Annotated in this window: 17 protein-coding genes and 3 pseudogenes; 6 read left to right on the top strand and 14 right to left on the bottom strand. The window is 68.3% G+C overall.

Translation table 11 applies throughout. The annotated features are described in order from the left end of the window. Positions 1-98: 98 nt before the first annotated feature. The 4 genes from C5F75_RS28355 to C5F75_RS28370 all read right to left on the bottom strand — a co-directional run bounded on the left by C5F75_RS28355 (position 99) and on the right by C5F75_RS28370 (position 6,515). Complete coding sequence (locus C5F75_RS28355) at positions 99-1,493, bottom strand: efflux transporter outer membrane subunit (RefSeq protein WP_104013083.1); 1,395 nt, start codon at positions 1,491-1,493, stop codon at positions 99-101. Beyond that, positions 1,490-4,681 carry an efflux RND transporter permease subunit gene (locus tag C5F75_RS28360; RefSeq protein ID WP_104013084.1) on the bottom strand — a complete coding sequence of 1,064 codons (3,192 nt, stop codon included), beginning with the start codon at positions 4,679-4,681 and terminating at the stop codon, positions 1,490-1,492. Before C5F75_RS28360 ends, C5F75_RS28355 begins: the two co-directional genes overlap by 4 nt. Continuing rightward, entirely contained in the window at positions 4,678-5,877 is a 1,200-nt protein-coding gene (locus C5F75_RS28365; RefSeq protein ID WP_060009155.1) for an efflux RND transporter periplasmic adaptor subunit, read from the bottom strand. The genes C5F75_RS28360 and C5F75_RS28365 overlap by 4 nt, the downstream gene beginning before the upstream one ends. A 293-nt stretch (positions 5,878-6,170) precedes the next feature. Continuing rightward, positions 6,171-6,515 (bottom strand): DUF4148 domain-containing protein, encoded by a 345-nt coding sequence (locus C5F75_RS28370; protein WP_180278287.1) that lies wholly within the window; start codon positions 6,513-6,515, stop codon positions 6,171-6,173. Positions 6,516-6,845: 330 nt separating this feature from the next. On the opposite strand from C5F75_RS28370, the gene C5F75_RS28375 reads away from it, so the two are divergent. Beyond that, positions 6,846-7,865 carry an aldo/keto reductase gene (locus tag C5F75_RS28375; protein ID WP_104013085.1) on the top strand — a complete coding sequence of 340 codons (1,020 nt, stop codon included), beginning with the start codon at positions 6,846-6,848 and terminating at the stop codon, positions 7,863-7,865. A gap of 125 nt (positions 7,866-7,990) precedes the next feature. Here the strand turns inward: C5F75_RS28375 and C5F75_RS28380 are convergent, their stop codons facing one another. The 5 genes from C5F75_RS28380 to C5F75_RS28400 all read right to left on the bottom strand — a co-directional run bounded on the left by C5F75_RS28380 (position 7,991) and on the right by C5F75_RS28400 (position 12,688). Then, the gene (locus C5F75_RS28380) at positions 7,991-8,902 is read right to left on the bottom strand and encodes a LysR family transcriptional regulator (protein ID WP_060009152.1); all 912 of its coding nucleotides are present in this window, start codon (positions 8,900-8,902) and stop codon (positions 7,991-7,993) included. A 113-nt stretch (positions 8,903-9,015) separates the two neighbouring features. Continuing rightward, positions 9,016-9,798, bottom strand: a complete 783-nt coding sequence (locus C5F75_RS28385) for an ABC transporter substrate-binding protein (protein WP_104013086.1) — start codon at positions 9,796-9,798, stop codon at positions 9,016-9,018. Between the two features lie 40 nt (positions 9,799-9,838). Beyond that, positions 9,839-11,275, bottom strand: a complete 1,437-nt coding sequence (locus C5F75_RS28390) for an FAD/NAD(P)-dependent oxidoreductase (protein WP_104013087.1) — start codon at positions 11,273-11,275, stop codon at positions 9,839-9,841. After that, a complete protein-coding gene (locus tag C5F75_RS28395; RefSeq protein WP_104013088.1) occupies positions 11,272-11,571 on the bottom strand; it encodes a (2Fe-2S)-binding protein in 300 nt (99 codons plus the stop codon). Before C5F75_RS28395 ends, C5F75_RS28390 begins: the two co-directional genes overlap by 4 nt. Beyond that, the gene (locus tag C5F75_RS28400) at positions 11,564-12,688 is read right to left on the bottom strand and encodes an NAD(P)/FAD-dependent oxidoreductase (RefSeq protein WP_104013089.1); all 1,125 of its coding nucleotides are present in this window, start codon (positions 12,686-12,688) and stop codon (positions 11,564-11,566) included. The genes C5F75_RS28395 and C5F75_RS28400 overlap by 8 nt, the downstream gene beginning before the upstream one ends. A gap of 149 nt (positions 12,689-12,837) precedes the next feature. Between C5F75_RS28400 and C5F75_RS28405 the strand changes: the two genes are divergently transcribed. After that, positions 12,838-13,752: a LysR substrate-binding domain-containing protein gene (locus tag C5F75_RS28405; protein ID WP_059579298.1), complete on the top strand. Its 915-nt coding sequence runs from the start codon at positions 12,838-12,840 to the stop codon at positions 13,750-13,752. 86 nt (positions 13,753-13,838) lie between these two features. Here C5F75_RS28405 and shc read toward each other — a convergent pair whose 3' ends face one another. Continuing rightward, positions 13,839-15,899, bottom strand: a complete 2,061-nt coding sequence (gene shc / locus C5F75_RS28410; RefSeq protein ID WP_104013090.1) for a squalene--hopene cyclase — start codon at positions 15,897-15,899, stop codon at positions 13,839-13,841. A gap of 52 nt (positions 15,900-15,951) precedes the next feature. On the opposite strand from shc, the gene C5F75_RS28415 reads away from it, so the two are divergent. After that, positions 15,952-16,638: a TetR/AcrR family transcriptional regulator gene (locus C5F75_RS28415; protein WP_104013091.1), complete on the top strand. Its 687-nt coding sequence runs from the start codon at positions 15,952-15,954 to the stop codon at positions 16,636-16,638. Between the two features lie 44 nt (positions 16,639-16,682). Here C5F75_RS28415 and C5F75_RS28420 read toward each other — a convergent pair. Continuing rightward, positions 16,683-16,823 (bottom strand): annotated as a pseudogene (locus tag C5F75_RS28420) (NADPH-dependent FMN reductase); the annotation flags it as partial. Here C5F75_RS28420 and C5F75_RS37400 point away from each other — a divergent pair. After that, positions 16,812-16,889 (top strand): annotated as a pseudogene (locus C5F75_RS37400) (transcriptional regulator); the annotation flags it as partial. The pseudogenes C5F75_RS28420 and C5F75_RS37400 overlap by 12 nt on opposite strands. A 48-nt stretch (positions 16,890-16,937) precedes the next feature. On the opposite strand, the gene C5F75_RS28430 reads toward C5F75_RS37400, so the two are convergent. The 3 genes and pseudogenes from C5F75_RS28430 to C5F75_RS28440 form a co-directional block, all read right to left on the bottom strand. Beyond that, positions 16,938-17,303 carry a hypothetical protein gene (locus tag C5F75_RS28430; RefSeq protein ID WP_104013092.1) on the bottom strand — a complete coding sequence of 122 codons (366 nt, stop codon included), beginning with the start codon at positions 17,301-17,303 and terminating at the stop codon, positions 16,938-16,940. Next, on the bottom strand, positions 17,300-18,247 hold the full coding sequence (locus C5F75_RS28435; RefSeq protein WP_104013116.1) for an alpha/beta hydrolase: 948 nt from the start codon (positions 18,245-18,247) through the stop codon (positions 17,300-17,302). The genes C5F75_RS28430 and C5F75_RS28435 overlap by 4 nt, the downstream gene beginning before the upstream one ends. Before the next feature lie 63 nt (positions 18,248-18,310). Further along, positions 18,311-19,186: pseudogene (locus tag C5F75_RS28440) on the bottom strand (LysR substrate-binding domain-containing protein); the annotation flags it as partial. Between the two features lie 168 nt (positions 19,187-19,354). Here C5F75_RS28440 and C5F75_RS28445 point away from each other — a divergent pair. Continuing rightward, entirely contained in the window at positions 19,355-19,885 is a 531-nt protein-coding gene (locus C5F75_RS28445) for a sugar ABC transporter (protein WP_104013093.1), read from the top strand. After that, positions 19,878-20,204: a hypothetical protein gene (locus C5F75_RS28450; RefSeq protein WP_059579280.1), complete on the top strand. Its 327-nt coding sequence runs from the start codon at positions 19,878-19,880 to the stop codon at positions 20,202-20,204. Before C5F75_RS28445 ends, C5F75_RS28450 begins: the two co-directional genes overlap by 8 nt. Positions 20,205-20,211 lie beyond the last annotated feature (7 nt).

Genomic DNA, 20,211 nt, shown 5'->3' on the forward strand with positions numbered 1-20,211 from the left:
GCACGGCACGTCACCGGCCATGCAGTGAAAAGGGCGACGGGTTCGAATGACATCGAACCCGTCGCCCTTCGCGCATCGGTCGAACCCGAACCGCGCGCTTACTCTCCCAGTGCACTCATCAGCCTGACCTGGCTCAGCATTTCATCGGTGCGTGCCTGCGCGAGCGAATCCTCGGCCGCGAGCAGCGCACGCTGCACTTCCAGCGTATCGATGAACGCCGATTCGCCGCTGCGCCACGACCGGTTGATCTGCGTATAGGCGCCGCGCGCATTCGACACCGCGCGCTCGAGGCGCTCGGTCCGGCCGTGATTGCGGGCGGCGGCGGCCACCGATGTCTCGACGTCGCCGACGGCCGTCAGCACCGCCGTGCGATAGGCGGCGAGCGCCTGGTCGGCCTGCGCGCGACGCAGCGCGACGACGCTGCGTCGCCGTCCACCGTCGAACAGCGGCGCGCTCGCGCCGGCGCCGGCCATCCACGCGAGCGAACGCGCGAGCGACGCGCCCGAGAAGCCGTCGATCGCCGCGCCGATCACGCCGATCAGTTGCAGGTGCGGTTTCAGGTCGGCCTCGGCCACGCCGATGCGCGCATAGGCCGCGACGACGCGTGCCTCGGCCGCGCGCACGTCGGGCCGCCGGCGCAGCAGGTCGGCCGGCGTGCCGATACCCGGTGCGGCGGCGGTCCACACCGGCGCGGGCGCGAGCGGGTCGAGCCGCGCATAGACCTCCTGCGGCGTCGACGCGGTGATGATCGACAGCCGATGGATCGCGGCCTGCCGCTGCAGTTGCAGCGCGGGCAGCTCGGCCAGCGTCGTTTCCGTCTGCGCGGCGGCGCGGTCGACGTCGGCTACCGGCACGACGCCCGCGTCGAACAGGCGCCGTGTCGATTCCTCGGTGCTGCGCTGGCTCAACGCGTTGGCTTCGACCAGCGCGAGCCGCTGTTCGAGGCCGCGCACCGTCACGTAGGTCCGCACGGTTTCGTCGATCGTCGCGATCCGCACGGCCGCCGCATCGTTTTGCGCCGATGCGATATCCGCGTCGGCCGCCGACACGCCTTGACGGATGCGGCCGAAGATGTCGATTTCCCAGGCAAGACTCGCATTCAGGTCGAATGCGTTGCCCGTCGTCGGCGTATCGGTCGGGAACGCCTGCGAGGCGGACAGCCGCCGACGGCTGGCACCGGCATTCAGGTCGAGAGACGGGAACCATTGCGACGCCGCGCCGATCCGCACCGCGCGGGCTGCGTCGATGCGTGCGACGGCCGCCTGCAGGTCGAGGTTGTTCGCGAGCGCGGTGTCGACCAGCCGGTCGAGGATCGGATCGTGGAAGCCATGCCACCACGCACCGGTGTCGGCGGCCGGGCCGCCGGCCGCGAGATCCGCGTTCGCATAGGTCGCCGCCAGAGGCGGCGGCGTGACGGTGGCGACCGGCGCGCTCGTGCACGCGGCCAGGACGGCCGCGGCGGACAGCGCGGCCACGAGTCGAACGAACTTCATTGCACTCCCTCCGTCGCGACGGCTGCGACAGCGGTCTTGCGCATCGCGAGCCGGCGAACCATCACATAGAACACGGGCGTGAACAGCAGCCCGAAGAACGTCACGCCGATCATTCCGAAGAACACCGCGGCGCCGACCGCCTGGCGCATTTCCGCGCCCGCGCCTTCGGAGATCACGAGCGGCAGCACGCCGAGGATGAACGCGAGCGACGTCATCACGATCGGGCGCAGCCGCTGCACGCATGCCTCGACGACGGCCTCGACGAGCGCGGCGCCGCCGGCCTCCAGCTGCCTCGCGACCTCGACGATCAGGATCGCGTTCTTCGCGGCGAGCCCGACCAGCACGATGAAGCCGATCTGCGTGAGGATGTTCACGTCCTGGCCGAGCGCGCGCACGCCGAGCGATGCGGCAAGCAGGCACATCGGCACGATCAGCAGGATCGATACGGGCAGGCTCCAGCTACCGTACTGCGCGGCGAGCACCAGATAGACGAGGAGCACGCACAGCGGGAACACGAGCAGCCCCGTGTTGCCGGCCGTGGTCTGCTGGTACGACAGATCGGTCCATTCGAACGAAATGCCGGGCGGCAGCACCTGTTTCGCGAGCGTTTCCATCGTCTTGATCGCGAAGCCCGAGCCGAGGCCCGGCGCGGTATCGCCGTTGATTTCGGTGGCCGGATACAGGTTGTAGCGCGGTGCGCGATCGACGCCGAGCATGTCGTCGATACGCGTCACGCTGCCGATCGGCACCATCTCGCCGTCGCGGTTGCGTACCTTCAGCCGCGCGAGATCCGACGCGCCGACGCGGAACGGCAGGTCCGCCTGCGCGGTCACGCGGTAGGTGCGCCCGACGATGTTGAAGTCGTTGATGTAGGTCGAACCGAAATACGTCTCGACCGCGTCGTTGATCGCCTCGCTCGGCACGCCGAGCATCTCGGCCTTCTCGCGGTCGAGCTCGACGTGCACCTGCGGGCTCGTCGCGGAGTACGGCGTGTAGACGCCGACCATGCCGGGCGTGCGGTTGGCGGCCGCGACGAGATCCTGCGTCGCCTTCGCGAGCGCAGCCGTGCCGAGGCCGTTGCGATCTTCGAGCCGCATCGCGAAGCCGCCCGTGCTGCCGAGGCCCTGCACCGGCGGCGGCATCGCGACGACGATCGACGCTTCGGTGATGCTCGCCAGCCGTCGGCGCATCTCGGCCGCGATCTTCTCGATCGTCAGGCCCTGCTTGCTGCGTTCCGGCCAGGGCTGGAATACCGGAAACAGGCCGGCGCTGTTCGCCGAGTTCGTGCCGGTCGCCGCGTTGACGCCGGAGAACACCGGCACGCGCGCGACACCGGGCACCGACAGCGCGATGTCCTCGATCTTGCGCGCGACCGCGCTGGTGCGCTCCAGCGTCGCGCCGTCGGGTGTCCGCACGAGCACCACGAGGTAGCCGCGATCCTGCGCGGGAATGAAGCCCTTTGGGCTCGACACGAGCAGATAGCCGGTCGCGGCGATCAGCACCGCGTACAGGGCGACCATCGCGGGGATGATCCGGACGATCTTGCGGACCAGCCGGCCATACGCATCGGACAGGCGCTGGAACACGCGGTTGAACGCGTTCGAGAAACGCCGTGCGGCGCGCATCGCCGGCGCGAACGGTGCGGCGATGCGGGATGCCGGCGCCGGTGCGTCATGGTCGCCGGCGTGCGCTTTCAGCATCATCGCGGACAGCGCGGGCGCGAGCGTCACCGACGTGAAGAACGAGATCGCGGTCGACACGGCGATCGTCACGCCGAACTGGCGGAAGAACTGGCCCGAAATGCCGGGAATGAACGAGGTCGGCACGAACACCGCGCACAGCACGAGCGTGATCGCGAACAGCGCGCCGCCGACTTCCTTCATCGTCAGCAGCGTCGCATCGCGTGGCCGGGCGCCGGCCGACAGGTGCCGCTCGACGTTCTCGACCACGACGATTGCGTTGTCGACGACGATCCCCACCGCGAGCACGAGGCCGAACAGCGTCAGGTTGTTGATCGAATAGCCGAGCACGGCCATCGCCGCGAACGTGCCGACGAGCGACACCGGAATCGACAGGATCGGGATGATCGACGGCCGCCAGCCCTGCAGGAACAGCAGCACGACGAACACGACGAGCACGACGGCTTCGTAGATCGTCTTGACGAGTTCGTGGATGCTGTCGCCGATGAACGCGGTCGGGTTGTAGCCGATGTTGTAGACGATGCCCTTCGGGAAGTCCGTGGCGAGCTCGGCCATCTTCTTCTCGACCGCGGCCATCGTCGCGACCGCGTTCGCGCCGGGCTGCTGCAGCACCTGCAGCGCGATCGTCGGGTGGCGCAGCATGTAGCTGTCGGTCGCATACGCGAGTGCGCCCACTTCGACGCGTGCCACGTCCTTCAGCCGCACGAGCCTGCCGTCCTTGCCCTGCTTGACGACGATGTCGCTGAAATCCTCGGGGCGCTTGAGCCGCCCTTCGAAGATCAGGTTCGGCTGGAACGCCTGGTTCGTGATCGGCGCCTGCGCGACCACGCCGCCCGCGAGCTGCGTGTTCTGCGACCGTACCGCGGCGATCAGGTCGGCCGGGCTCAGGCCGAACGACGCGACGCGCTCGGGGTCGAGCCAGATGCGCATCGAGTATTCGCGCGCGCCGAGCGGGTTGATGTCGCCGACGCCCTCGATCCGCTTGAGCACGTCCGCCACGTTGCGGATCGCGTAGTTCGACACGTACAGCGGATCGTAGCGCTGGTCCGGCGAGTACAGGAAGATCGTGCCGAGCTGCGTCGGCGACGATTTGCGCACCGACACGCCGCTGCGCTGCACGGGCTCGGGCAGGCGCGGCGTCGCGAGCGCGACGCGGTTCTGCACGAGCACCTGCGCCTTGTCGACGTCGGTGCCGGGCTTGAACGTCACGGTGATGTTCAGGCTGCCGTCCGACGTCGCCTGGCTGTACATGTACAGCATGTCTTCCACGCCGTTCACTTCCAGTTCGATCGGCGTCGACACCGTTTGCGAGACCGTTTCCGCGGAGGCGCCCGGATAGGTCGCCTGGATCACGACGGTCGGCGGCGCGATGTCCGGATACTCGGAGACCGCGAGCGAGAAATAGGCCAGCGCGCCGGCGATCGTCAGCACGATCGACAGGACGATCGCGAGCACCGGCTGCTGCACGGACAGGCGGCCGAGATTCATTGCGCGCTCCCGGTCGTGCCGTTCGCCGCGTGGGCCACCGTGGCCGCTTCGATCGCGCGCGGCACGGCCTTGACCTTGTCGCCGGCCTGCACGCGCTGGAAGCCGTCGACGATCACGCGATCGCTCGCGTTCAGCCCCGCGGCGATTTCGCGCAGGTTGCCGTACAGGCGGCCCGGCGTCACCGGGCGAATCGCAACGGTGCCGTTCGCGTCGACGAAGTACAGCACGCGGCGCGTCGCATCGGTCGCGACGGCCGTATCCGGCACGAGCAGCGCGCGGTGCGCGACGCGGCTCGACAGGTACACGCGGCCGAACTGGCCGGGGCTCAGACGCCGGTCCGGATTCGCGACGCGGGCGCGCTGGCGCAGCGTGCCGGTCGAGTCATCGAGGCGGTTGTCGACGAAATCCATCGTCCCCGTCAGCGACGGCTGCGCATCGCCCGGCAGCGCGATCGCGACCTGCCGCGACGACGCGTTGTCGCCGCTTTTTCGCGCTTCGCGCGTATAGCGCAGGTAGCTTTCCTCGTCGACGTCGAAGTAGATGTCGATCGGATCCTGCGACACGATCGTCGTCAGCACGGTCGCGTCGCTGTCGCCGCCTTTCACGAGATTGCCCTCGCTCACGAGCTTGCGGCTGATGCGGCCGGCCATCGGCGCGACGATGCGCGTGAACGACAGGTCGAGCCGCGCGCGCTCCAGTGCGCCTTGCGCGCTCGTCACTTCGGCCTGCGCGCTTTGCACCGCCTGCCTGCGCTGGTCGTAAAGGCTCTGCGCGATCGTATCGGTCTTGATCAGGATGCTCGCGCGCTCGAAATCCTGCCGGCTCAGCTTCAGTTGCGACTGCGCGCGTTCGAGCGCGCCCTGCGCGGCCGTGACGGCCGCCTGGTACGGACGCGGGTCGATGACGAACAGCAGGTCGCCCTTGCGGACGAGCGCGCCGTCCTGGAACGCGACCTTGTCGAGATAGCCGCTCACGCGCGGGCGCACGTCGACGGTGTCGACCGCTTCGAAGCGGCCGGTGTAGACGTCGACGTCGTTGACGTCGCGCGCGACGGGCGCGCTGACGATCACGCCTGGCGTCGCGGCCGGCGCCTTGTCGTCCGACTGGCAGCCGGACAACGCGAACAGCGCGGCCAGCGGAACGGCGGCCAGCACGGCTGGCCGCGCGATGCGCTTCAATCCTGGATATCGGTTCATATGCGTGCGAAATGTCGAGTGGGGCGCGTGGCGCCGGACCGTGCGAAGTATCGTGCGCGGCGCGCGGCGGATAAACGGATGAAGCGGCATAAGAACTTGTACTGCGCAGTCACGAATCGCTGCCTGCAGCGGCGACGGGCCAGCCTGTTTCGAGGAGCAGGGCGAGGGAGCTGAAGTGCAGTGACGACGCGCGGCCCGAATGCCTGTTCAGGCGATCCGGGCCGGCCATGCGGAGGGGAAGGGCGAGCGGTTGCGCGTATCGAAAGGCGTGCTCTCTTGCGCGCCGACGGGACTCAATGACCGCGATAGATCGAGTCGCGACCGTTGACCATCATCGCGCGGCCGGATTCGTCGGTGGTGCGGGCTTCGTTGCCGTAGCCGGTTTTGTCCGCGGCCGAGGCGGCATTCGGCGCGCCTTGTGCGACGGCGTTTTCACGCACACGCTTTTCGGCGGCGAGAATCGCGGCCGGATACTGGTTGTGATCCATCGCCGGGGTGTAGCCGACGGCCACGAGGCGCGCCATTTCGGCCTTCACTTCGGCGCGGGTCAGTTGATGGTCGGCCTGGTGCGCGAACGACAGCGCCGGTGCGGAAAGGATCAGTGCGACAAGCGTGGAAGTAACGAGCGTTTTCATCATGGGTACCTGTCTGGTCGAGTGAACCGCAACCAACGTCGACGACGTCGATGTCGTTGCGTGTGCAGCCAATATAGGTACGGCGGCGTCGCGGAAAAACGACTGTCGGGCTAAATCATTTTTGATCCCGAGTCACGAATCGAACGTGAATTCGGTCGGCCGCGTTGCGGGCCGGGCGTCTCGCCCGAACAGGCGCCGCGGCTCGCGATCGAAACGGGCCGCGAATCGGCCTATCAGACCTTGCGGGACTCAACTGTGTCGAATTCCGTCTTGGACAGACTTAACCCGCTTCCCTAGACTGAACCCGCTTTCCCTCGTTCCCTGGAGAAAATCATGAGTCTCGCGCTGCCCGGCCACAAGATCCTCGGTTTCGGTACCGCCCCGCTCGGCAACATGTTCCGCAACATCCCCGACGCGGAAGCCGCGGCCACCGTCGAAGCCGCGTGGCAACACGGCATCCGCTATTTCGATTCGGCCCCGTTCTACGGCGCCGGCCTCGCGGAAATCCGCCTCGGCGACGCGCTGGCGAACCATCCGCGCGACGAATACGTGCTGAGCACGAAGGTCGGCCGCGTGATTCTCGACGAAATCGAAGACGTGTCGGCGCGCGACCTCGGCGAAAAGGGCGGCCTGTTCGAACACGGCCGGCCGAACCGCATCGTCAACGACTACTCGGCTGACGCGACGCTGCGCTCGATCGAGGACAGCCTGAAACGCCTGCGCACCGACCGCCTCGATATCGTGTGGGTGCACGACATCGCGCAGGACTTCTACGGCGACGAATGGCTCGCGCAATTCGAAGTGGCGCGCAAGGGCGCATTCCGCGTGCTGAGCAAGCTGCGCGAAGAAGGCGTGATCAACGCATGGGGCCTCGGCGTGAACCGCGTCGAACCGATCGAGCTGGTGCTCGACCTCGCCGAGCCGCAACCGGACGACATGCTGCTGGCCGGCCGCTACACGCTGCTCGATCACGAACGCGCGCTGCAGCGCGTGATGCCGGCGGCGGCCGCGCGCGGCGTCGGGATCGTCGTCGGCGGCCCGTACAGCTCGGGCGTGCTCGCGGGCGGCACGCACTTCGAATACCAGAAGGCGTCGCCGGAAATCCTCGCGAAGGTGGATCGGATCAAGGCGATCGCCGCGCGTTACGACGTACCGATCAAGGCCGCCGCGCTGCAGTTCTCGATGTCGCATCCGGCCACCGTCGCGGTGATCCCGGGCGCGAGCCGTCCGGAGCGGATCGCGGAAGACCAGGCGGCGCTGAACGCGGCGATTCCGGCCGACTTCTGGCGCGAGATGCGCGAACAAGGTCTGATCGCGGCCAATGCGCCGCTGCCGGCCGATCGTCGATCCTGAAAGGCGATGACCGGAAGCGGAAGCCGCGCAAGGCGCGAGGACAGTCAGGGTCGCGAAGCGATCGTCACACTCGCGACAGGCGCGTAAGGCGCCGTGATGCAACGACGCCCCGCGCGTTCGCGCATTTATTTCGCCGCTGTCTCGACGACTTCCTCGCCGGTCAGGATCTCGCGGAAGATTCCGACCAGCGGCCGCAGATTGACCTTGTGCCATGCGGCCCACAGCGGCGTGCGGTAGCTGAACCACGGCAGCTCGCGCAGCACGACGCCTTCCGGCACCTGGTGACGCAGGCTCTGCTGGATCATCGTCACGCCGAGCCCGGCCGCGACGAGGCCGAGCGCGGCGAGCGGCTCGGTCGCTTCCACTGAAATGTCCGGCGAAAAGCCGGCCTTCGCACAGGCCGCGACGAACGCGCCGTGACGCGGCGCGCTGTCCTGCTGCGTGACGCCGATCCACGCCTGCGCGGCGAGATCGTCGGCGACGAGCGTCTTCTTCTTCGCGAGCGGATGCCCGTCGGGCATCGCGAGCAGCATCGGATCGTCCAGCACCTTCGTCGAATCGAGTTCGGGATCGTCCGGCGCGGGCGGCTCGGTGACGAGCGCGATGTCGAGGCTGCGCTCGCGCAAGCCTTCGAGCTGCGCGGCCGATTGATAGTTGTACAAAGCGATGTGAACGGACGGGCGCCCGGCGCGCAGCGTTTTCAACGCGCGCGGTAGCACGCCCGAGTGCGTGGCCGTTTCGAGGTAGCCGATGCAGAGGCCGCCTTCGTCGCCGCGACCGAGCCGGCGCGCGAGCGATTCGAGCCGGTTCGCATGGCGCAGGAACGCGCGCGTTTCGCCGAGAAACGTACGCCCGTCGCGCGTCAGACGAATGCGCTGCTGGCTGCGCTCGAACAGCGTAAGGCCGAGCTTTTCCTCGAGCTGCGCGATCTGGCGGCTGAGCGGCGATTGCGAGATGTGCAGGCGCTCGGCGGCGCGGCCGACGTGTTCCTCTTCCGCGACCGCGATGAAATATTGAAGCTGGCGGATGTCGAGCATGTCAGACCTTATCGGACTCAAGATTGGAAGATTGTGTCCCAAAGGGGACTTTCTCATGCAACCCGGACCGGATCCACTTGCCTGCGCACGACGCGGCGCGCGCACGCGTGTCGTCAATTCCCGTACATGTCGAAGTCGAAATATTTCGACTGGATCGTGTCGTAGGTGCCGTCGCTGCGAATCTGCGCGATCGCGCGGTTCAGCGCGTCGCGCAGGTCGGTGTCGGCCTTGCGCACGCCGGCCGCATCGCCGTTGCCCATGATCTTCGCGTCGTACACCACGCCGCCCGCGAACGAGAAGCCCTTGCCGCGCGGCGTCGCCAGGAATCCGAGCTGGCCGTGCACCGCATCCATCAGCACGCCGTCGACGCGCCCGGTGGCGAGATCCGCGTACGCCTGGTCGTAGCTCGGATACGGCACGACCTCGACCTTCGCGGCCGCCCACTTCTCGCGCGCATAGGTTTCCTGGACCGTGCCCTGCTCGACCGCGACGCGCTTGCCGGCGAGCTTCGCCGCGTCCGGCAGCAGCCCCGACCCGGTACGCGCGATCAGCCGCGTCTGGTTGCGGTACAGGCGGTCGGTGAAGTCGATCTGCCGGCGCCGCTGTTCGGTCGCGGCCATCGACGACAGGATCACGTCGAACTTGCGCGCTTGCAGCCCCGGAATCAGCCCGTCGAAACTGCTCGACACCCACACGCATTTCGCCTTCAGCTTCGCGCACAGCGCGTTGCCGAGATCGATGTCGAAGCCCTTCACGCTGCCGTCGGTCGCGGTCGATTCGAACGGCGGGTAGGTTGGATCGACGCCGATGCGGATGGTCGTCCATTCCTTCGCCGACGCAGGCGACGCGACGGCCATCGCGGCGGCGGCAAGGAGAATCGTGATGCGCGTCTTCATGGTCAGGCTCCGTTCGTGTGGGGAAGAGTGGGCATGCGCGTCAGCTCGGGAATTCGCCGCGCTGAAAATCGTTCGACAGTTCGAGGGCGTCGGCCATCTCGGCGACGGTGACCGGCTTGATCGGCGCGCGGATCCGGTAGTGCCCGACGTCGCCGACGCCGCGTTGCTGCACGTCGGCGATCAGCTCGCCGACCGTCGTGCCGCACCAGCGCCCCTGGCACGGACCCATGCCGCAGCGCGTAAACGCCTTCATCTGGTTCGGCCCCTGGCAGCCGAGCGCCGCGAGCTGGCGGATCTCGCCGGCCGTGACTTCCTCGCAGCGGCACACGATCGTGTCGTCGCCGGGGCGGCGCAGCGCGGCGGGCGGCGTGTACAGCGCATCGAGCAGCGGGCGCACCGCGAGGTGGCGGCGCAATGCGTGCAACGCCGGGCGTTCGCGTGCGGCCTGCCGTTGCGCATCGAGCGCACCGAGTTGCACGGCGATGTCGAGCGCTGATATTTCGCCGGCCAGTGCCGCCGCCCGCGCGCCGCCGATGCCGGCGCCGTCGCCCGCGATCCACACGTGCGGCACGCTGCTGCGGCCGCGCGCGTCGCACCGCGGCCGCCAGCATGCCGACGACTCGTCCCATTCATACGCACAGCCGAGCGAGCGCGCGAGCTGCGTCGACGGAACGACGCCCTGATGCAGCAGCACGAGCGACGTGTCGAGCGCTTGCGCGACGCCGTGCGCGTCGCGAAAGCGGATGCGTTCGGCGCGCTCGTCGCCGTCGATGCGGACGTCGGTCGCGCCGCGATAGACGGGAATTCCGGCGTGGCGCACCGCGCGCAGCATGCGCCAGCCCTTGAGCAGATAGTCGGCGCCGCGCAGTGCCGGCAGCGCATGCGGGAGCGCGCGGCGCCACGCATCGCGCGGTGTCGTATCGACCAGCGCGCGCACGCGCCGGCCGGCATTCAGCAATTGCGCGGCGAACAGCCACAAAAGCGGGCCGCTGCCCGCGAGCACGGCGTCCGTCGACGGCGCGAGCCCCGACGCTTTCAGCAGCGTCTGCGCGGCGCCGACGCCCATCACGCCGGGCAACGTCCAGCCGGGTACCGGCCACGGCCGCTCCTGCGCGCCGGTCGCGATCAGCACCGCGCGCGCGCCGATGTCGAGCGTGCCGCGCGACGGGCCGCCTTGCGTGAGCATCGCGACGGGTTCCGGCTCGAACGCGATTTGCCACACGACGCTGCGCGGCAGGTAATGCGCGCCGCTGGCGAGCAGGCCGTCGACGAGCGGGCGGCCGGCCGTGTAGTCGGCGCCGAGCCATTGCGCGAGCGGCGCCGGCGCATCGGCCACGTTGCGGTAGATCTGGCCGCCGGGCGCGCGGCCCTCGTCCGCGACGACCACCGACAAGCCGGCCGCGCGCGCGGCAGTTGCCGCCGCCATTCCGGCCGGCCCGGCGCCGACGATCAGCAGGTCGCACTGGCGGCGCGTCATGCGAGCCTCGCCTTGCCGTGCATCGTGCGCACCTGCATGCCGTCGGCGACGGGCGTCATGCAGCCTTGCACGTTCGGCACGCCGTCGATTTCGACGAGGCAGTCGAAGCACACGCCCATCATGCAGAACGGGCCGCGTGGCGCGCCGCTCACGGCGCTCGTGCGGCACGCGGCCGAACCGGCGGCGAGCATCGCGGCCGCGACGCTGTCGTGCGCGGGCACGTCGTGCGGCGTGCCGTCGATATGGATGCGCACGCGGTCGAGCATCGCGGCGGCGGGAATGAGGGATTCAAACATGCCGGGCTTCCGTGAGCGCGGCGAAGCGCGCGGTGGTAAAGGCGGACAGGTCGGCCGGCGCGGCGCCGCCGGCGATCCACGGCGCGACGAGATCGGCGTGGGCCGCCGCGAGCGTCACGCCGCTGTGGCAGATCGCGATGAATGCGCCGGGATACGTGGCCGACGCTTCGTAGACGGGCAAGCCGTCGGGCGTCATGATGCGCAGCGCACCCCACGCGCGCACGATGCGCGCATGGGCCAGCGCCGGGAACGCGGTGCGGGCGCGGCGCGCGATGTCGACCATCGCCGGGCGCGTCTGGCCTTCGTCGAAGCCGACGTCTTCGGCGGAGTCGCCGAGCAATACCGACCCTTCCGAGGTCTGCCGGACGACGAGCGTCGGATAGTCGAGAAACGGCGCGAGGCGCTCGGTGACCATGATCTGGCCGCGCAGCGGCGAGATCGGCGCGCGCAGGTCGACCATCGGCGCGAGCCGCGCGTTGTCGAGGCCGGCCGCGAGCACCACGCGCGCGGCTTCGAGCCGCGCATCGCGCGTGTCGATCTCGAAGCGCCCGGCGCGCGGGCGGATCTCGGCGACTTCGCTGCGCGGCAGATAGATGCCGCCGCACTGCTGGAACGCCTGCAGCATCGCGCGCAGCGTGGCGAGCGGATTCGCGTGACCGTCGTTCGGCGACCAGAGCGCGCCCGCGAGCGACGGCGATGCCGCGGGAACGAGACGGCGCAGCGCCGCCGGATCGAGTACTTCGTACGACAGCGCGGCTTCCTGCCGGCGCAGCGATTCGAGCAGGTCGGTCGCGCTGTCCAGTTCCGCGCGATGTTCGAACAGCTCGATGCCGCCCGGGCGCTCGAACGCGCAGTCCACGCCCGTTTCGCGCTGCAACTGCGCGGCGAACGCATGCCAGCGCTCGGACGATTCGCGTGACCAGCGCGCATACGGCAGGCAGCGGCCGCCTTTGCCCTGCACCCACACGAGCCCGAAATTGCCGCGCGCCGCGCGAAACGCGATGTCGTCGCCGTCGCACACCGCGACGCGTTGGCCGAGACGCGCGAGGCCCCACGCGATGGCCATGCCGACGAGGCCGCCGCCGGCCACGACGACGTCGAAGCGGCGCGCGGTCATGCGCGGCTCCGTTGTCGCGGGTCAGGCGGTTGCGTGTTATATCCCATGGCGGCGCGGCTCCTTGCTTTCGGTACGTTGCGAAACCGATGTTCGGACAGGCAAAATGGGCTGTCCAATACAGCTTGATCAACGATCCATAATCCAATGTTATGACCACGCCCTCGCTCAGGATTCGCCAGATCGAAGCGTTTCGTGCGGTGATGCAGCGTCATACCGTCACGCGCGCGGCGCGCGAGCTCCATATCTCGCAGCCGGCCGTGAGCCGGCTGATCGCCGATCTCGAGGCGCGGATCGGCTTCGTGCTGTTCGAGCGGCAGCAGGGCCGCTTCACGCCGACCGCGCAGGCGCGCGTGCTGTACGAGGAAGTCGAGCGCGCGTTCGTCGGCCTCGATCGCGTCGCGCAGGCCGCCGAGCAGATCCGCGCGATGCGGCGCGGCACGCTGCGCGTGGCCGGCTCGCCTGCCGTCGCGCTCGATCTGCTGCCGGAGCTCGTCACGCGGTTTTCGCACGCGCATCCGGGCGTCGACATCACGCTGCTCGCGCACAGTGCGTCGACCGTCGTCGACAAGGTCGCGTCGGGGCAGTGCGATGTCGGGCTGATCGCCGAGCCCGTTCCGCATCCGGCCGTGCGCGGCGAGCGGCTCGCGGAAAGCGCGATGCGCTGCATCGTGCCGCGCGGGCACCGGCTCGCGCGCAAGCGCGTCGTGCGGCCGGCCGATCTGCGCGGCGAACCGTTCATCTCGTTTCCGCCGAGTTTCGAGGCGCGCAGCGCGATCGACCGCGTTTTCGTGGAAGCCGGCGTGGCGCGCGTGCTGTCGATCGAGGCGCAACTGTCACGGACGATCGTCGCGTTCGTCGCGAACGGCGCGGGCGTCGCGCTGATCGATCCGGTGACGGCCGCGTATGCGGGCGAGCGCGTGGCCGTCAAGCCGTTCGAGCCGGCCGTGCCAGATCACTTCTACCTGGTGACGTCCGCGTCGCAGCCGCTGTCGATGATCGGCGATGCGTTCTGCGCGGATTTGCGCGACGCGTTCGCGCGGATGCGGACGCCGCGCGACGCGTGAGCGGGGAAGGGGGACGAAACGTGTGTCGAGCACGCCGGACGCCGGCGGGCGTGCCGGCGTGTTGCCGTGTCGGCCGGGGTTCCGGCTCAGGCGAGCGCGCTGTCCGTTGCGCGTGGGGCGGGCGCGCCGGACGCGGACGACGTGGTTGCACCCGCATCCTTCGCGCCCGCAAGCCGCCGATAACGCGCGAGTGCCCACAGCGGGAAGTACGCGGTATAGCCGTGATACTTCAGGTAGAAAATGCGCGGAAAGCCCGGCGCATTGTGCGAACGGTGCCACCAGAAGCCGTCTTCCTGCTGCACCGACAGCAGATACGCGATGCCGCGCCGCACCGAATCGGATTCGCAGTCGCCGAACGCCATCTGTGCGAGCAGCGCCCACGCGGTGCAGTTCGACGTGCTTTCGCCGCCATTCGTGCCGGCTAGTTTCGGGTCGATGTAACTGTCGTTCGTCTCGCCCCAGCCGCCGTCCGCATGCTGCCGCGCGCGCAGCCAGTCGAGCGCGCGTGCGATATAGGGCTGTGACTTGTCCTCGCCGGCGAGCGCGAGGCCGGCCAGCACGCTCCACGTGCCGTACAGGTAGTTCGTGCCCCAGCGGCCCCACCAGCTGCCGTCGGGCTGCTGCGTGCGTTTCACGTAGTCGATGCAGCGCGCGAGCGACGCGCGGTCTGCCGCGCGTTTCGTCACGCCGAAGCACAGCAGCACGCGGCCCGATACGTCCTCGGTCGGCGGATCGAGCAGCGCGCCGTGATCGGCGAACGGGATCGCGTTCAGATACATGCGGTCGCAGTCGGCATCGAACGCCGCGAAGCCGCCGTTGCGCGATTGCAGCCCGCGCATCCAGTCGAGCGCGCGCGCGACGCGCGACGCGTACGGATTCGTGCTGTCCGCGTGGCGATGCGTGCGGCCGCGGCGATCGAGCATCGCGGTGACGACCGCCGTATCGTCGATGTCCGGGTAGTACGGGTTCGCGTACTGGAACGCCCAGCCGCCCGGTTCGACGCCGGCCGGTGCGTTCTCGATCCAGTCGCCGCGCAGGTCGTTCACCTGCCGCCCGGCCAGCCAGTCGTACGCGCGAGCAATGCGTGCATCGAGCTCGCGCAGCGCGCCGGCCGATTCGCCGGCTTCCGGCGCCGCGACGCCGCGCGCCTGTTCGAGCGCCATCGTGCTCCACGCGGTGTCCCACACCGGCGACAGGCACGGCTGGCAATACATGCTGCCGTCCGGCCGCGTGACCAGCAGCTTCTCCAGCGCGTTCTCGCAGTCGCGCCGCAGCGGATGATCGTCCGGGTAGCCGAGCACCTGCATCATCTGGTAGCTGTAGACGATCGGCGGGAAGATGCCGCCGAGCCCGTCCTCGCCGTTCATCCGTTGCGCGCACCACGCTTCCGCGTGCCGGATCGCGCGCTGCCGCAAGCGCTTCGGCAGCAGCGGCTCGATAGGGCGGACGGCGCGGTCGAGCGCGAGGAACAACCGGCGCATGCCGCGCGCGGGCGGGAAGTACTGGCGCTCTTGCTCCGGCGGCGTGACGAACAGCTCGCGGATCGACACGTTGCGCGGATTGCGCGCACGCGCCTTCAGCGAGCACAGCACCAGCAGCGGCACCATCGTCGTGCGCGCCCAGTACGCGACCTTGTACATCGAGATCGGCACCCACTTCGGGAACAGCACGAATTCGACCGGCATGAACGGCGCCGCGCGCCACGGCACCTGGCCGAACGTCGCGAGCAGGATGCGCGTGAACACGTTCGCGCGCGCCGCGCCGCCGAGCGTCAGGATCGCGTCGCGCGCGCGGATCATGTGCGGCGCCCGTTCGCTGTCGCCGGCCGCCTTCAGCGCGAAGTACGCCTTCACGCTGCACGACACGTCCGGCGCGCCGTCGACGTACAGATCCCATGCGCCATGCGTGTCGAGCCGCTGGTTCGCGCGCAGGTAGCGCGCCATCTTCTCCTGGCGCACGTCGTCGATCTTGTCCATGAAATGCATCATCAGGATGTATTCCGCGGTGATCGTCGCGTCGGATTCGAGTTCGAAACACCAGTTGCCGTCGGGCTGCTGAAGGCGCACGAGTGCGTCGCGTCCGCGCGCGATGGCCGTGTCGAGCGCGGACCAGGGGGAGGGGGCGGTCTTGTTCATGCGGCGGATCATACCATCCAGCCGGAATGTTTATGTCGAGACGCGCGGTGCTACCATCCGCGTCATGAAAAAACGCCTCGAACCCACGCCGCGCGACGTGTCCGCGCCTGTCGAACCGGCTGGAACGCCCGGTGCACGCGCGCCTGTAGGATCATCGGCACCGCCCGCTACCGCTGTGGCCGGCGTGCGGCGAAAAAAAGCGCCGGACCAGGTGCGCGCGCAATTGCTGGCGGCTGCGTCGGAGATTGCGACGCATCACGGCGTGGCCGCATTGACGCTCGATGCGGTGGCCGAGCGTGCCGGCGTGACGAAAGGCGCGCTGCAATATCACTTCGCGAACAAGCAGGGGCTGCTGGATGCGCTGTTCGGGCAGGCGACCGAACGGTTCGGCGCGCAACTGGCCGAGCGGATGGCGGCCGATTCCCGCGGCGACGGCGCGGCGGCGCGCGCGTATCTGCACGCGGTGCTCGATGCCGCCAATCCGGCTGCGAGTATCGACGTGCTGCGCGTGCTGGTCGCGTCGATGATCACCGAGCAGGACACACGCGCGCGCTGGTCGGTGCCGATGCGCGAATGGACGCGGCCCGACCCGGTGCCGCTCGAGCGGGCCGCGACGCTGATGATCTGCCGGCTCGCCGCCGACGGGTTGTGGATTTCCGAACTGCTCGACAGCGTCGAGCTGTCGGCCGAATTGCGCGCGGAGATCGTTCGACAGCTCGATGCGATGAGCAAGGGTGTGCTTCCGAAGTGATGCGCGGCGCGGGAATCGGTCGTCGAATTCGGAGAAGCCTGGCGTCAGTCGCCGCGTGACTGGCCGGCACGAAGCTGGCCGGCAATCATCGCGACGCGTGCGCCATAGCGGCGGGCCGTTTCGAGATCGCCCGGCGACATTTCTTCAGGCGACGCATCGGCCGGCGTCTGCGCCATCGGCGCAATCTTTCGCCGCGCGTGCGGGCTTTCATGGACTGGATCGGGGGTGTGTTGGAGCCCTATCTGGATTAGCGGAGGGGAGCGGCGGTTCGAAGTACCGGCGGATGCGATCGCTTTGCGTCACGCAAACTTGCCGAAATCCACGGGTTCGTTGATGAATCTTCCAGTCGCCAGCAGCGCCCGCTCGATGTCCGCGACGATGACCCGGTTGTTCACCGGCGCGGTGGCACACCAGCCCCAGATATCGTCGTCGATTTCATAGTCGCCGCGATCATACGTCCAATAGCTGAAATAGCGGTCCTGCGACAAGGCGACGTGCGGGTCGTCGAGGCCGTCCGGATGCGCGAGCCGGACGGCATGCAGCGCATCCCGGAGGATCTCGGCGATATCCGGAAAGTCGGCTGCGCGGTGGTCATCGAGTATTTCGACCAGCAGATCGCTACCGTGATAAACAGGCCGAACCCGGAATCGAATCAGGTGCGTCATCGCGCGTTTTTCCGTTGCGAAAGCGCAGGATGACCCAGGCCGCCGCCATTCGACTCCCGAACGAATGCCGAAATGGCTTCCACCACACCGTTTGTCAAAGGAAGATCCGGGTTCGAATACGCGGCAAGGTTGTCGTCCAGCGTGTCCGTGTGAACGGTCTTGAGCACGTGATTGGCGTTTGCGACAATTGCCAGCCGGGCGCGTGGATTGGCGTCCTTCAACCGCTGCGCGTCCTGCACGCCCACCTGAATATCCCGCGCGCCCTGCACGATCAGCACCGGCTTCGTATAGCCAGTGAGAAGGGCGGCCGGATCGATGGCCAATTCGCTCATCAGGAACCGCTGAACCTGCGGCCTGAACAACGGCATCAGAGCGGGACCGATGTCGGCCGCGTCGACCGTCTTCCCGGCTTCGAGCGATTCGAGTATCGACATCGCGTTGCTCAGTACACCGGCATTCGCGGGGTTCGACTGCAGCTGCTGCGCCAATACCTGTCCGAGCGGCCGTCCCGGTGTTGACACGAGGATCAGACCGCAAATATCGGCGGTCTGCCGCGCCGCTGACAACGCGACCCATCCTCCCTCGCTATGCCCGAGCACCCATACGCGGCGCGCACCGGTCCGCGTCCGAATGGCGGCCACCCACGCGCCGACGTCTGCTGCGTAGTCGTCGATCGTGACGTCGTTCGCATCCGCGACCGCCGAAGCGCTACCGTACATGCCGCGCTTGTCGATGCGAACCGACGCGATGCCTCGATCGAGCAATCCTTCGGCTAGCAAACGATAGGTCGATGCCCGAATGCCGTAGGGATTGTTGCCGTTCCGGTCAGTCGGGCCCGATCCCGGCACGATCAGCACCACCGGAACATCGGCCGTCGCAGGAGACAACAGCGTGCCGCGCAGCGGGCCGGCGGGCCCCGGGGCTTCGATATCGGTCTGCATCATCCGTAAAGAGCTTTCCTGATCCGTGTCGCGATGAACGTCGGGCGCGGCATCAACGCACCAACCCGCCTCGCCCAGCACCCACTCCGCAAACGCCCGCACCGGCGCCGCGCTCAATTCGATCGGCTCGGGCAGCACGAGGCAGAAGTGCTTGGTAATCGCATTGCCGTCGGGCCAGGGCGCGACCAGCCGCCCTTGTTCAAGTTCGGACCCGACGTAAAGGCGCGGCACCAGGGCGACGCCCAGCCCGGCCAGCGCGGCCTCTATCAGCATCGAATGGAGATCGTATCGTGGGCCGACCGCCGAATTGGTCAGCTCGATGCCGGTCTCCTGCGCATAGATTTGCCACGCGTCGGGATTCTGCCGCCGGTGAAGGCGCGGCAGCGCATCCAGCGACGGGTGCGCGCCGACGCCTTCGAGAAGCGCCGGACTGCAGACGGGTACCAGCACCTCTTCCAGCAGCGGATGCAGATGCATGCCGGCCCAGGCCGGATGTTCGAAATGAATGGCCGCGTCGAATCCGCTGCCGGCCAGGAGGAAGGGCTCCATCCGTTCGGCGATATGCACGGTGACGTTCGGATGGCGATCCTGAAAGCGCTTGAGCCGCGGGATCAGCCAGCGGGTCGCGAAGGTCGGAATCGCGGCGATGTCGATGCTCGCGCCTTCGACGGGCTGCCCCATCAGATACAGGCTGTCCCGTTCGAGCCGATCCAGAATCTCGCGCACCTGTACCGCGTATCGCGTGCCGTTGGGCGCGAGCCGCACCCGGTTGCCGACGCGTTCGAACAGCGTCACGCCGAGGAATGCCTCCAGCCGGCCGATCTGGCGACTGACGGCGCCCTCGGTGCGCGCCAGCTCGTCGGCGGCGCGGGCGAAGCTGCCGTGTCGGGCCGCCGCCTCGAAGGCCAGGAGCGCGGAATTGCTCGGGATCTTGCGTCGCATCGGAGTCTCGCGGTCGGAGCGCGTTCGACCGTCAGCTTGAACAAATATCACTGAAGGCTGACTTTAAGTCGATATCTGCGCGGAAAACAGCAGATTAGCATTACGTCACTGCACTGAATATCCCGCATTCGAAGCGCGGGATGCCGATCCGTCACACAGGACAATCCGATGATCTACACCGTGGAATGCACCTTCGCCGACCCTGCCGGCGAAGCCGAATGGAACGACTTCTACAGCCTCGAAAAGCTGCCGGCCCTCATCTCGGTCAGCGGCTTTCACACGTCGCAGCGTTTCAAGGCGATCGGCGCCGGCTGCCCCGTTTATCTGGCCGTTCACACGATCGATGGTCTCGGCGTGCTGACCGGCGATGAGTATCGGCGCAAAGGCGGCGGCAATTTCGCGCGCTGGCAGCAACACATCACCGACTGGCACCGCAATCTCTACAGCGATATCGGTCGTGCGCCGGCGGTCGATGCCGACGAACTGCTCGCGCTGAGTGCCAGCGGACCCGACCCGTTGATCGGATTGGGCCTGAAGCCGCTGGCCATGCGGGCCGTGGCGCTGGAGCGGTATCCGGCGCGCCGCTGGCTCGCGGTCGTGCCGCGGAGCGATGCCCCCGTCGCCGGGAACGTGCCGGCCGGCCTCGACCTGTACGCGCCGATCACGGAGCAACTCGCAAAAGGGGCCCGCGATGCCTAACGTGACTTTCCATATCGATGCACGGCGCATGCCGCCTGACGCACGCCTTGACGAACTTTCCGGCGACTGCATCGAACTCTGTACGGATGTTCTTCAGGCGGAGCCGCGGAACGTCCACGTCATCTACGTGGCGGTTCGGCACGGATGCGGGCATCCCGTTTTCGCGGAAATCCGGTATCGCGAGGCGTCGCTTCGCTCGCCCGCGGTCATGCATGCATTCATGGAGGCGCTGGATCGCGCCGTCGTGCGCCGCACGGGCCTGACGGCACGCATCCGTTGTTTCGGTCATGCCGAGCCGAACCTTCACGCCCGAAACTAGCCACTCC

It is taken from the genome of Burkholderia anthinoferrum (assembly GCF_002925705.1).
Taxonomy (GTDB): Bacteria; Pseudomonadota; Gammaproteobacteria; order Burkholderiales; family Burkholderiaceae; genus Burkholderia; species Burkholderia semiarida.

Coding starts and splice junctions, on each gene's coding strand:
- C5F75_RS28405 (WP_059579298.1), top strand. CDS start 12,838: ATGACCACGCCCTCGCTCAGGATTCGCCAGATCGAAGCGTTTCGTGCG.
- C5F75_RS28370 (WP_180278287.1), bottom strand. CDS start 6,515: ATGATGAAAACGCTCGTTACTTCCACGCTTGTCGCACTGATCCTTTCC.
- C5F75_RS28355 (WP_104013083.1), bottom strand. CDS start 1,493: ATGAAGTTCGTTCGACTCGTGGCCGCGCTGTCCGCCGCGGCCGTCCTG.
- C5F75_RS28385 (WP_104013086.1), bottom strand. CDS start 9,798: ATGAAGACGCGCATCACGATTCTCCTTGCCGCCGCCGCGATGGCCGTC.
- C5F75_RS28450 (WP_059579280.1), top strand. CDS start 19,878: ATGCCTAACGTGACTTTCCATATCGATGCACGGCGCATGCCGCCTGAC.
- C5F75_RS28435 (WP_104013116.1), bottom strand. CDS start 18,247: ATGATGCAGACCGATATCGAAGCCCCGGGGCCCGCCGGCCCGCTGCGC.
- C5F75_RS28390 (WP_104013087.1), bottom strand. CDS start 11,275: ATGACGCGCCGCCAGTGCGACCTGCTGATCGTCGGCGCCGGGCCGGCC.
- C5F75_RS28365 (WP_060009155.1), bottom strand. CDS start 5,877: ATGAACCGATATCCAGGATTGAAGCGCATCGCGCGGCCAGCCGTGCTG.
- C5F75_RS28430 (WP_104013092.1), bottom strand. CDS start 17,303: ATGACGCACCTGATTCGATTCCGGGTTCGGCCTGTTTATCACGGTAGC.
- C5F75_RS28400 (WP_104013089.1), bottom strand. CDS start 12,688: ATGACCGCGCGCCGCTTCGACGTCGTCGTGGCCGGCGGCGGCCTCGTC.
- C5F75_RS28360 (WP_104013084.1), bottom strand. CDS start 4,681: ATGAATCTCGGCCGCCTGTCCGTGCAGCAGCCGGTGCTCGCGATCGTC.
- C5F75_RS28380 (WP_060009152.1), bottom strand. CDS start 8,902: ATGCTCGACATCCGCCAGCTTCAATATTTCATCGCGGTCGCGGAAGAG.
- C5F75_RS28375 (WP_104013085.1), top strand. CDS start 6,846: ATGAGTCTCGCGCTGCCCGGCCACAAGATCCTCGGTTTCGGTACCGCC.
- shc (WP_104013090.1), bottom strand. CDS start 15,899: ATGATCCGCCGCATGAACAAGACCGCCCCCTCCCCCTGGTCCGCGCTC.
- C5F75_RS28415 (WP_104013091.1), top strand. CDS start 15,952: ATGAAAAAACGCCTCGAACCCACGCCGCGCGACGTGTCCGCGCCTGTC.
- C5F75_RS28395 (WP_104013088.1), bottom strand. CDS start 11,571: ATGTTTGAATCCCTCATTCCCGCCGCCGCGATGCTCGACCGCGTGCGC.
- C5F75_RS28445 (WP_104013093.1), top strand. CDS start 19,355: ATGATCTACACCGTGGAATGCACCTTCGCCGACCCTGCCGGCGAAGCC.